Origin of the sequence: Embleya sp. NPDC059237 (assembly GCF_042754105.1) — a bacterium.
Taxonomy (GTDB): Bacteria; Actinomycetota; Actinomycetes; order Streptomycetales; family Streptomycetaceae; genus Embleya.
In genome coordinates this window covers 530050-541083 of sequence record NZ_JBHZAE010000001.1, presented here as the reverse complement: position 1 = coordinate 541083, position 11034 = coordinate 530050, and the positions used below count along the sequence as shown (strand labels likewise).

Genomic DNA, 11034 nt, shown 5'->3' with positions numbered 1-11034 from the left:
GTGGGGGACGTCAACCCCGGCCCGATCCACGGGAGTCCGTCATGGTCCTCGCCCTCGTCCTCACCGGCGCCGCACTGGTGGCCGTCGTCGGCCTGCTCGCCGCCGCGGCAGCGGCCAAACTCGCTCGCCTGGCCGGAGCCACATACCCCCAGGCGCTCACACGGGCCGCCCACACGTTCGCCGCGGCCGTCAACCTCGCCGCGACCGTAACCGCCGCCTTGGCGGCCCTCGCGGCCGCCAACCGATGATCACCCGCCCTCCCGCGTCGGCGGCCCCGAGTCCACGACGGCCCGTCGTGGACTCGGCCGTGCCCGCGGCCCAGGGCCACTCGAACCTCGGATCACGTGTTCGACCCGCGAAGAGCACCGCCTACACCGCCTACGGAATGCGCAAAGCTCGGCCTCGCGGGGGGCCACACACGCTTGCGACGGCGCAACATCGGGAGAATACGACAGGCTTGGAATACATGACGGTTACCGCTGTCCGAGCCGACTTGGACCCGGCGGACGTGGAGTTGTAGGGCACGCCGTCACCATCGCCTCCCACCACTCGGGACGTCGCTCTCGGCTGGGCTGTCTGTAACCACCCGGGCGGATGGTCGCCATTGCCCTGCTACGTGGACAGCGCCCGTTCCAGGCCCACGCGCACCACTGCGATCAACGGATGCCCGGGGCTGAGGACCCGCTCGGCGTCGGCGAGGGTGCGTTCGTACAAGGGGATTGCCCGCCCCAGATCCCCCGCCGACCGATACGCGCCGGCGAGGTTGTGGCGGGAGGTCAGGGTGTCGGGGTGGTCGGTGCCCAGCACCCGCTCCCGTTCCCCGAGGGTGCGTTCGTACAAGGGGATCGCCCGCCCCAGATCCCCCGCCGACCGATACGCGCCGGCGAGGTTGTGGCGGGAGGTCAGGGTGTCGGGGTGGTCGGTGCCCAGCACCCGCTCGGAATCGGCGAGGTTGCGTTCGTGCAGCGGGATCGCCCGCCCCAGATCCCCCGCCGACCGATACGCGCCAGCGAGGCCGCCGCGGGAGGCGAGGGTGTCGGGGTGGTCGGTGCCCAGCACCCGCTCGGAATCGGCGAGGGTGCGTTCGTGCAGGGGGATCGCCCGCCCCCGATCCCCCGCCGACGCGTACGCATGCGCGATGTTGTGGCGGGCAATCAGCGTCATGGGGTGGTCGGTGCCCAGCACGCGCTCGGAGTCGGCGAGCGTGTCTTCGTACAAGGGGATCGCTCGCCCGAGATCCCCCGTCGACTCGTATGCGCGCGCGAGGTTGCCGCGGGAGATCAGCGTGTCGTGGTGGTCGGTGCCCAGCACGCGCTCGGAGTCGGCGAGCGTGTCTTCGTACAAGGGGATCGCTCGCCCGAGATCCCCCGTCGACTCGTACGCGCGCGCGAGGTTGTTGCGGGAGATCAGCGTGTCGTGGTGGTCGGTGCCCAGCAGCTGCTCGCGGGCGTTGAGGGCGCGTTGGAGGCCGAGGATGGCGGGGGCGAGTGCGCCCTGCCCTTTTCGGTAGCTGGCCGCGCGGTCGAGGGCGCGGGCGGTGTGGGCGGTGTCGTGGTCGGGGGTGTGTCGGCTGGTGAGGGCGTCGGTGTGCGGGAGGAGGGTTCGGCAGGTGGGCAGGTTCGCGGGGTGTTTGACGTCGGTGGGCCAGGTGGTGGCGAGGAGTTGGGTGGCGCGGTCGCGGGCGTGGGCGATGTCGGCGGGTCGACGGTGGGGGTCGGTGGCGTCGGGGGTGCGGGCGTGGGTTTGGACGAGGCGGTGGACGGTCAGGGTGCCGTCGTGGTTGTCGGTGATCATGCTGTAGGCGACGAGCCGGCCGATCGCGGCGGCGAGTTCGGGCGGTGCGGCGAGGGGGGCGAGGAGGTCGCGGGGGATGTGGTCGGGGGCGTACCAGGCCAGGATCCGCAGCAGTTCCCCGGCGAGGGGGGTGTCGGCCAGGTGGTCGAGGGTCAGGTGCCAGATCCGGGCGACGGTGCGCTGGGAGTCGCCGCCCGCGGTGGTGGCGGCGAACATCGCGGCGGGCCATCGGTGGAGCATGTCGAGGTAGGCGCGGGGGTGGGTGCCGGTCTCCGCGCAGTACGCGGCGGCCTGCTCCACCGCAAGCGCCAAGTGCCCGAGTTCCGCACACACCGCGTCGGCCCCATCGCCCTCGCGCGGCACCTGGTGGGTGAGGACGCGGGTGAACAGGGCGAGGGCGTCGGCCGGTTCCAGGACGCCCAGTCGGATGGTGCCGGCGTGACGGTGCCAGCCGGTCGCGCGACGGGTGGTGACCAGGACCCGGCCCCGTCCCGCGACCCGGTCGAGCAGCGCGTCGATGTGGGCGGGGTCCTCGACGTTGTCCAGCACGAGCAGCCAGTCGTCGTGCCCGGCCAGCCACGCGAGGGCGCGTTGGGTCTGCAACTCTGCGGGCAGGGCGCCCAGCCCAGGCTGCAGGGCACGCACGAGCGCGCCCAGTCCCGCGTCGACCTTCGACGGATCCTCCGCGGTGATCCACCACCGCACCCGCTCGCCCCGGTGTGCGGCCCAGCGGGCGGCGAGCGCGGACTTGCCGACCCCACCCAACCCGTGCACCGCGTGCACCACGACCTCACCGGCCCGGGTGAACGCCGCCTCCAACGCGCGAAGTTCACTGTCGCGGCCCACGAACGCCACGGTACGGCGCATGTTCGACACCCCCGCACAGACGGCGTCGTCGGGGATCGGCGCGTACGCCTGCGGCGGAAGCGCGAACTCCGCGTGAACCGCCACCGGGTTGAACAGATCACGTCCCGCCGCGTTCGATCCCGCCGTCGCCGAGACACCCGGCGCCGCAGTGGGGACGTCGGTGTCGGCGGCCCGCCCGCGGCGGCGCCACCGTGTCACGGGCCGCGGTGCGCGGTCGGATCGGTCATGTCCCCGCCTGCGGCGTTCGACCCACCCGAGGCGAACACACCCGACCCCGCAACCGCGGGCGGGCCCGAACCGGAACCGGTGTCACGGGCCGAGGGATTGCGCATGTCCCCACCCGCCGCGTTCGACCCGCCATCCGCAAACACCGTCGTCGACCCGGAACGCAGCAACGCCGCCACCGACACCCACGTCGACGCGATACCCACCACCGCCCCCTCCACACTGCCCACCGCGGCCGCCGTGTCGAGATCGGCAACCACCGGCATCACGACCAACCCGACCGCCGCCACCACACCGACGACCGCCACAACCACCAGACACGCCTTCCGCCAACCCGTCACGCACCCATCGTCGGGCCACAGGCATGATCAAGTCTCGGGAACAGGCGGCGACACGGGCAGGGAACAGTCGGACCGGGTCTCCGGCGGTTCGACACGGACATCGACCGGGCGACCGTCGTGCGACGACACGGCCGACCGGCATCGGCGATCAGCGCGCGAGCCGGGCGCGGTCGGCGGCGGGACGATCCGACGCCACCGGTTCAACGGCCCGAGCGTCGGTCCCGGGCCGCGCGCATCTTGTCCTGCTGTTCGCGGAGCCACCGGTTTTCCTGGGCCACGGACATCCGTCTCGGTCCGACGTCGACCGTCGCGGCGCGTTCGGCCTTCTCCGCCTGGCGCCGGGCGGCGCGTGCCTGGTCCGTGGCGCGGGCGCCGTCCTCGCAGGCACAGTGAGCCGGCTTGCCGCAGGCGAACCTGTCCTTGCTGGTGATAACTGGTGCAGTGCCCGTATTCGAAGGGTGCGCTATTCGCGGCTGCGGATCGCATCTGTGGATCTGCGAACAGTACCCCGCAGTATGGGGACTCGCCCCGCCTCTCTCGTGAAGCTCACGGTGACCGTCAGGAAGAACTCGGGGTCGTGCCTCTGGGACTCTCCCTCCGCGACCGGCAACGCCTGGACGCTGCCCAGCCACATGCCCGTCGTCAGGTCAACGAGGTACTGCGGTAGCCCGATCGCTGCGTGGCGGACCTCGGTGTATCGGACGGTGAAGGTGGAAGCACCACCCCCGCGCGAGCAGATGGAGTTCGCGTTTCAGGGCGCGCGAGACGACACGCACTTGGTCGCTGTCACGGTAGGTCCGTGGTTCAACCACCCGCCCGATGCGGGTGCAACAGTTCTCCGGACACCGCCTTGGGTCCGGTCCTAGCCTGGCTTGATGGCAGACACCAAGGCCCCGGTTGAGGCTCCGCAGACCGACGCACCTCTCTCACCGCGGGACGAATCCCGTCTCGCCTTCGCCGCACAGGCGAGAGCCCTGAGCGAAGCCGCGCGTGCTCTGGTGACGATCGACCCGGATACGCGGCCCGGGGAACTCTACGGTGCGGCCTTGGCTTTGAACGGTGTCCTGGCGGACGTCGTGGCCGCCGCACTCGTGGCCGAGCGCGAACGCGGCGTCGGCTGGGAGCGCCTGGAGAAGGTCGGCTCACCCCGACACAGCCCCCGGCACGACGGTTCCCGGGCCGTGTTGGCGTGGTCGTCCGAAGGGCGGCGGGTGGACGGGTGCGGGCGTGAACTCGCCGCTGCCTTGGACGAGTGGTTCTCCGCGACGGGCGGTGGGCCGACGGCGGTCTCGGGTGAACTGGACGTGACCCGTTTTCCTGGCTCCGACGCCTACGAGAACGCCAGCCGCCGCCCCGGAGATCTCCTTCGTCCGCGTGCACGCGAAGCTCGGGAAACCGAGAGGAACGCGTGGGCGGCGTTGACCGCCATCGAGTTCGCGGAGGGAGACAGTGGGGTCGACCATCCGACCAACGTCGCCGTGGTCGAGGCCCTGGAAGTCCTAGCGGACGTGCACGAAGAACTCGCGGAGGCCGAACCCGTCCTGGCCGAAGACCACCGCGCCAACGCCGACTTCATGCGCAACTCGGCCATTCGTCTGCGCAGGGACGGCCCCATGGGCTGAGGCTTCTTGACAAGACGCGGGGCGGATGGACCAAGGGCTCGGGACGTCGGGCAGACGTCGCCGCGATCAGCCTGCTCAGGCGGACCGCCGGACCTCGAACAAGGTTTGCGACCGGAGTATGAGGAGGGCCCCAACCCCCATCTTGGGGCCCTCTGCACCACCGTGCGGACATACAGGGGCTTGTAACTCCCGTGGGCAACGGCACTGTGGATCCTGCGGAGGCGCTGATTGTTCGGGTTGTGAGTGATATCAAGGACTCGGAGGGCCCCACTTCGCTTGGGGCCCTCCGTTGTTTCTATCGATCGAATTCGCCGTCGTGGACGCCATTCAGGAATGCCTGCCATTCCTCGGCGGTGTACCGCTGGATGGCCCCCACGGGATCAGCCGGATTCCGCAGAGCCACGGCACCGTCGCCCAGTTCGGCTATCTCGATCCGGTCGTCCACGGGCGATCCTGGGGCTGCAAGCCACACGGCTCCGGTCAGATCCTGCGCGTAGAGGTCCGACTTCGCGCTCATGCCGTGACCAAGGTGCCGGCCTTGAGGGCTGTCACGAACGCTGCCCAGCCCGTCGCCGAGACGCGGCTCGCGGGCAGGTTTGTGTTCTTGGAGTCGCGGATCGCCACTGCGGGCAGTGTGGAAAGTTCGGCAATCTCCACACACTGGTCGTTGCTGGCGGTGTAGCTGCTCTTGTACCAGGTGGCGCCGTCCAGCGGGGCGCTGTACAGGGTGTTCGGGTTCATGGGGTCAGTTCCCTCTCGACATTCGTAATCAGGTTGCGGCTCTCGTCGGGCGAGAGAGCCTTGGCGGCCAGATTCGTGTAGAGCCGGTTGACGCGGCGCAGATCCATCGGCTGGTCCAGGAGGACGCTACCGGCCACGGATTCGGCGAACGCAACGTCATCCACGCCTTCGGCGAACTTGAAGATGTTGAACGAGCCGTTTTGCGTTCCGTTCTCCCCGCCCTGCCAGGGGATGATGCGAAGGCTGACGTTGGGGAGTTCGGTGACTTCGAGTAGATGGCCGAGTTGGCGTTTCATCACATCCCGGCCTCCGACGTGGAAGCTCAGGGCGGCTTGGGTGATCACGCAGTCGAGGCTGAGCGGATTCTCGCCGGTGAGTCGTAGTTGGCGGGCCATGCGAATTTCGACGAGGCCGTCGATTTGGTCCGGTCCGAGCGCGGCCCAGCCGGACCCGGTGACCGCAAACGCGTAGTCGCGCGTCTGTAGGTGGGCAGGCAGCAGGACGGCTTGGTAGTCGAGACGGTGGGTGGCGTCTTCTTCGAAGCCGAGTACTCGGTCGTAGTTCTTGGACAACAGGTCGCCGTATCGCTTTCGGTACCAGGGCACCTGCCGGCGACGGCCGATCGCCAGCAGTTCGGTCAGGCGATCTCGGAGTGCGCTCTCGACGTCGTAGAGCTCCAGGAGCCTCGTGAACATCTCCTTGGAGCAGGTGCGGTCGCCGCTCTCGACGCGCGTGACCTGCGACTGGCTGCTGTCGACTTCCACGGCGACCTCGTCGGCGGTGAGACCCGCTCTCTCGCGCTGATGCCGAAGTTCTTTGCCCAGTTCGCGGCGGGCGACCTGCGGGCTCATCTCGACGGCCATGGCATCTCCATCCGATGTGACCTCACGACGGTGGTGTATGCGCACAGCATTGCGGACGCACCGGCAGGCTACCTGCCTCGCCTCCTCGTTGGAATGAAGTTGGCATGATGCCAGTCATAGGCTTGACGTGGAGACACCTGGAGCTTCACAGTGATTTCCAGTCACCGACTGCGCCGCCATGATCACGAGGCGCAGCAGTTCGCGTTGCCGTGCGATGCGCAGGGAGACCCGCATGCAGCTGCCCGCTCACCGACTGGATCTACCGAGAAGTCCGCTCTCCGCAGGAAGCGCCCGGGCGCACACACGTGCTGTGTGCGCTGCCGTGGACGCGTTAGCCGACGATCCTCTGTCCGTGGTGGTCGAGTTGGTCACCAACGCGCTCGTTCACACCGCCGGATCCATCGTCCTGTTCTGGTGGGTCGAGGGCGAATGCCTGGTATTCGCGGTCGTAGACGACAAGTTCGTAGTGTTGCCCTTCAGCAGGGCCGCCGACGCCGATGCCGAGCACGGGCGTGGTCTGGAGATGGCAAAGGTCTTGGCGCACCAGCTGAGCTACGGGCCGAAGCCCGGTGGCGGGAAGTGGGTCGCGGCCGCGTTCGCCCTCCCGTGTTCGTCGGACTCCAAAACGCTCGCGACACGCGAACGCGCGTCCCGTGAACGCCCGTCCTGGGATGCCGTAACGCCCATGGCGTCGCGCGGGGCCGGGACCTCCGGCGACTGCACCGGCAACGAGTCGCTGGCGGCGTCGTGCTCCGTACCGCCCGGCGTCTCACCGGCTGTGCGTCCGTCCCCCACTTCGAAAGACTCCCGTGTACCGATTCCGGTTTTTCGACGCGGACCCCAGTCCGCGACGGACGTTCACCGCCTACCCCCGACACGCGGCAGGGTCCGTGGTTGTCGTGCGCTGGCTGTGGCGCTCCGACAACCGCTGGCTGTTCCGCGATCGCGTGGAGCTCGATATCCAGGCCGCCGTCGAGGCTCTGGCGTACTGCGAACGCACCCACGTGTACGACGCGGTCCCCGTTCTGTTCAACGCGACGTCGGATCTCGCCGGCGTCGGTGGAACGAGGCCGCTGGACGCGCTGATCAGTTCCGAACTGGGCCAGGACCACTCACAGTTCGCCCGGCCGGATCCCAGCGACATCCGCTTTCTGAGTAGCTGAGCCACCCTCGGACGCTGCTCTCCCCTTCGTCCCGGCGCAGGTTGACATCCCTCTCGTCCCTGCACCGGGTCGGGCCGCCCCACACCCCCCCGGGCGGCCGGTCGGACGCGGGCCACCTGACCGCCAGCGTCCGACCCCAACTCCTTTTGTCGCCCGACCCGTATGTCCGGCACCGTCCCGGGACCACGGGGCGGAGCCCGGAGTGCCCACGCGGCTATCCGGCACTCCGACGACGGGTGGCGGGCGCCTCGACGGAGCGACGCCCACCACCCGTGCCGCCCACAACCACCACACCCCTTTCGGAGAATCCCGATGAATCATCGCCGTTCCCGCATGCGGGATGTGCTCGCGCGCACGGGGCCCATCCCGCGGCATCTTGTATTGGTGGGAGCGGAGCCGGCCGCACGTCGCCTGACCGCGCCGGTGGCCGGGTGACGCCGCAGAAGGGCGCGAGCATTCGCCCGCACGACGCCTTTCGGCTGCGGTTCGTCGTCAACCTCGGCACACGCGAGCGGACCGTCACCGCAGGACAGGTCATCGATGCCCTACACGCCATGTACCTCGGCTGGCCCCGACACCTGCACGCCGTACCGGCCACCCGCCGACCCGGCCTGTCGGGAACTCTCCACCAACTCTGGCAACAAGGCAGCGAACGAAGCGTTCGGCCCTGGCGCGATTTCGGTTCCGGTGTGCGGCGCGCGCCCCTGGTGCGTCCTTACCGCCCGGCCCCGGTCGGCCGCGGCTGGTTCGAAAGCAAGCCGCCCCGCGCCGGGTCCTGCACGAACCGGATCCCCTCCCCGACTTCGAAACGGTAGTCATGCTGGTGTTCTCCCCTCCCATCGAACTCGACCTGGACAAGCCGCACGTGGGCCGGGTGAACAACTGCCTCGCGGGCGGCCACAGCAATGTCGCCGCCGACCGCGCTCTGGCCGACGCCGCGCTCACCGTGTACCCGCAGCTGTGGAGGACGGTGGCGGAGGCGACCCTGTTCACCCGGCGGGTGGTCGACCATCTTGCCCGTGCTGGGATTCGCCAGTTCGTCGACCTCGCGCAGGGCGTCCCGATCGACGGCCACACCGTCCACCAGGTCGCCCACGCCCTCGACGCGCACTGCCGCATCGTCTACGTCGAGGACGACCCCGTCGTCCACGCCCTCCAGAGCGCCCTCACCGACGACGGGACCGGCCGTATCGCCTGCGTACGCGCACTGCCCCTGGATCCCGAGGCCATCTGGAAACACCCGCGGGTCCGCGCGATGTTCGACCTCACCAAGCCGGTCGCTGTCGTCGCCGGCGGCCTCGTCCAACACCTTCCGCACAGGTACGGCCCGCGCGGCGTCCTCCACCGCCTCACCGCGAACCTGCCCGCCGGCAGCCGCCTCGTCACCACCCACCTGTCCGGCGAGACCGGCCCCCGCTCGCCCGCGACGACCCTCGCCCGGGTGTACCGATCCCACGGCATCCCCCTGCGCCTGCGCACCCGCGACGAAATCCTCGCGGTGGTCCCGGGAATCCCGCTCGCGCCGGGCCTGGTACCGGCAGCCCGATGGCGCGCGAAACCGGCGCACCCCCCGCTCGAGGCGGCCGTGACCTGCCTCGGACTCGTCACCGAACTCGCCGCCCCCGCACCCCTGCAACGCACCGGCACCTGAACACCGCAGCCGGCCCCCGCACAACCATCCATCCGCCATTCCGAACGGAGCCGATATGAGCGCCGTGTTACCCGCCGACGTCATCCACGCCCTGCGACCCGTCGTCGGTCCCACGCCCACCACCACGCCGGTGGTCGATTCGTCGCGCGCCCCGTTGTGGCGGATCGCGGGCGGGCAGGCCATCCTGGCCGTCAAGATCGGCATCGGCCGGGCCGTCGATCGCGAAGCCGCCGCCTTGAGCGCCCTGCACGCCGTCGGCCTGGTACCCCAACGCCCCCACTACGGCCGACACGACGCCGGTACGTGGCTGGCGCTGCCCTGGTATCAGGGAGCCACGACCGAACAGCACTGGGCGCCCCTACGCACCCGCGGCCCCGAACGCGCCATCATGCGCCTGCGCGCCCTGGAACGGGCGGTCGAACTGGCCCGCGCCGTCGCCGACCTCCACGCCGAAGGCTGGGTCCACGGCGACCTCCACCCCGCCCACTGCGTCCACACCCCGACCGGCGCCCGCCTCCTCGACTACGCCCGCGCACACGGCCCCCGCGGCACCATCGCCCACGACCTCCTGACCGCCCACCCCTACACACCGGGCCACGTCGACTGCACCGCCCCCGAAGCCGCCGCCACGATCACCCGCCGCCAACCCGCCCCCACCCGCGCCGCCGACGTCTACTCACTGGCGGCCTCGCTGCGCCTGTGCTGGACGGGTGAGCCCGCCGTGGCCGTGCGTCGCGGCTACGGCGGCCGACCCCCCACACCCGAGCAGCATCGGCGGGCGATCGCGAACGGAGCGCCCCTGTCGCGAGTACCGCGCGATCTTGCGTGGACGGCACTCGACGACATCCTCACCCCCGCACTGAGCAGGACCCCGCTGGACCGGCCCACCGCGGCCGAACTGCACGCACAACTCGCGGACCTCCACCGGGCCGCCGCCCGGGCCGCCCACCGCCAGGCGGACACGACCACCCGAACGGCACTCGCACCGACCTCCCCGACGGGAGCGGCACAGTGAGTACCGCGCCGGACACCCGCACCCTCTACCTCCGCGACGGATACGCCCACCTCGGGCACCTGCCGAACCGCACCGTCGTCGACGACCTCACCGCCGAGGCCACGCGCCTGTACGACCAGCCGCCGACCCGACGCGAACTGCTGACCCACCCCGGAACAACGGCTCTGACCATGGAGCGGATGGACGCCGTCGAGCGACGCTCCCAGGTGTTCGCACAGGTCCTGACGGACCAGGCGCTCGTCGACACGGCCGCCGTCTTCCTCGGCGTCGGCCGGGCGCGACCGGCCGGCGCCACACTGCTGTGCGCGCCGCCGCGCAGCCCGTCGCCGCGCCTCGCCCGCCTGCCCCGCCCCGATGAGGACCACCACCGGACAACCAGCGCCCGCGACGACGACCTGGTGCACCTGTGGATCCCGCTGCCCGCGCAAACGCTGCGGGTGGCGTTTCTGAGCCACCTCGACCCGCCGCCCCTGCTGCCGTTGGCTCGCCTGCGCGAGGCTCTGCGGCGCCAGGCGGCCGGGTGCGGCGCGTGCGACGGCGACGGCTTCGCCGTACACCCCCGACTCCGCGTCGCGATGGACGAAAACCCCGGCCCCGACCTGCGCTTCGGGGCCGTACTCACCTACCGACCGTCCCCCGAGGGCCACCCGCTCACCACCACGGCGGAAGTGCACCGGTGACCGCACGTCACCGGCAACGCCACCGCCGCCCCGGCGCACCACACCCACGGGCGCGCCCATGGTCTGCCCGCA

General features: G+C 70.6%; 12 protein-coding genes. 6 read left to right on the top strand and 6 right to left on the bottom strand.

All coding sequences use genetic code 11. The features are described 5' to 3' along the window. The first annotated feature begins 41 nt into the window (after nt 1-41). Nucleotides 42-248 (top strand): hypothetical protein, encoded by a 207-nt coding sequence (locus ACFXKZ_RS02395; RefSeq protein WP_379995490.1) that lies wholly within the window; start codon nt 42-44, stop codon nt 246-248. A 364-nt stretch (nt 249-612) separates the two neighbouring features. On the opposite strand, the gene fxsT is transcribed toward ACFXKZ_RS02395, so the two are convergent. Together fxsT and ACFXKZ_RS02385 are read right to left on the bottom strand one after the other, a co-directional pair. Next, on the bottom strand, nt 613-2745 hold the full coding sequence (gene fxsT / locus ACFXKZ_RS02390; RefSeq protein ID WP_379995488.1) for an FxSxx-COOH system tetratricopeptide repeat protein: 2133 nt from the start codon (nt 2743-2745) through the stop codon (nt 613-615). Between the two features lie 110 nt (nt 2746-2855). After that, a complete protein-coding gene (locus tag ACFXKZ_RS02385; protein ID WP_379995486.1) occupies nt 2856-3227 on the bottom strand; it encodes a hypothetical protein in 372 nt (123 codons plus the stop codon). Nucleotides 3228-4273: 1046 nt separating this feature from the next. On the opposite strand from ACFXKZ_RS02385, the gene ACFXKZ_RS02380 reads away from it, so the two are divergent. After that, nucleotides 4274-4849 (top strand): hypothetical protein, encoded by a 576-nt coding sequence (locus ACFXKZ_RS02380; RefSeq protein WP_379995484.1) that lies wholly within the window; start codon nt 4274-4276, stop codon nt 4847-4849. 295 nt (nt 4850-5144) lie between these two features. On the opposite strand, the gene ACFXKZ_RS02375 is transcribed toward ACFXKZ_RS02380, so the two are convergent. From ACFXKZ_RS02375 to ACFXKZ_RS02360, 4 genes are all read right to left on the bottom strand, one after another. Further along, a complete protein-coding gene (locus tag ACFXKZ_RS02375; RefSeq protein WP_379995482.1) occupies nt 5145-5366 on the bottom strand; it encodes a DUF397 domain-containing protein in 222 nt (73 codons plus the stop codon). Beyond that, nucleotides 5363-5590 (bottom strand): DUF397 domain-containing protein, encoded by a 228-nt coding sequence (locus ACFXKZ_RS02370; RefSeq protein ID WP_379995480.1) that lies wholly within the window; start codon nt 5588-5590, stop codon nt 5363-5365. The genes ACFXKZ_RS02375 and ACFXKZ_RS02370 overlap by 4 nt, the downstream gene beginning before the upstream one ends. After that, nucleotides 5587-6453: a helix-turn-helix domain-containing protein gene (locus tag ACFXKZ_RS02365; protein WP_379995478.1), complete on the bottom strand. Its 867-nt coding sequence runs from the start codon at nt 6451-6453 to the stop codon at nt 5587-5589. Before ACFXKZ_RS02365 ends, ACFXKZ_RS02370 begins: the two co-directional genes overlap by 4 nt. 331 nt (nt 6454-6784) lie before the next feature. Continuing rightward, the gene (locus ACFXKZ_RS02360) at nt 6785-6961 is read right to left on the bottom strand and encodes a hypothetical protein (RefSeq protein ID WP_379995476.1); all 177 of its coding nucleotides are present in this window, start codon (nt 6959-6961) and stop codon (nt 6785-6787) included. A 382-nt stretch (nt 6962-7343) separates the two neighbouring features. Here ACFXKZ_RS02360 and ACFXKZ_RS02355 point away from each other — a divergent pair, with 382 nt between their 5' ends. The 4 genes from ACFXKZ_RS02355 (at nt 7344) to ACFXKZ_RS02340 (ending at nt 10962) form a co-directional block, all read left to right on the top strand. Then, complete coding sequence (locus tag ACFXKZ_RS02355; protein WP_379995474.1) at nt 7344-7616, top strand: hypothetical protein; 273 nt, start codon at nt 7344-7346, stop codon at nt 7614-7616. A gap of 817 nt (nt 7617-8433) precedes the next feature. Next, nucleotides 8434-9267, top strand: a complete 834-nt coding sequence (locus tag ACFXKZ_RS02350; protein WP_379995472.1) for an SAM-dependent methyltransferase — start codon at nt 8434-8436, stop codon at nt 9265-9267. Nucleotides 9268-9322: 55 nt separating this feature from the next. Continuing rightward, a complete protein-coding gene (locus ACFXKZ_RS02345) occupies nt 9323-10282 on the top strand; it encodes a hypothetical protein (protein WP_379995470.1) in 960 nt (319 codons plus the stop codon). Then, a complete protein-coding gene (locus tag ACFXKZ_RS02340) occupies nt 10279-10962 on the top strand; it encodes a hypothetical protein (protein ID WP_379995468.1) in 684 nt (227 codons plus the stop codon). Before ACFXKZ_RS02345 ends, ACFXKZ_RS02340 begins: the two co-directional genes overlap by 4 nt. Nucleotides 10963-11034 lie beyond the last annotated feature (72 nt).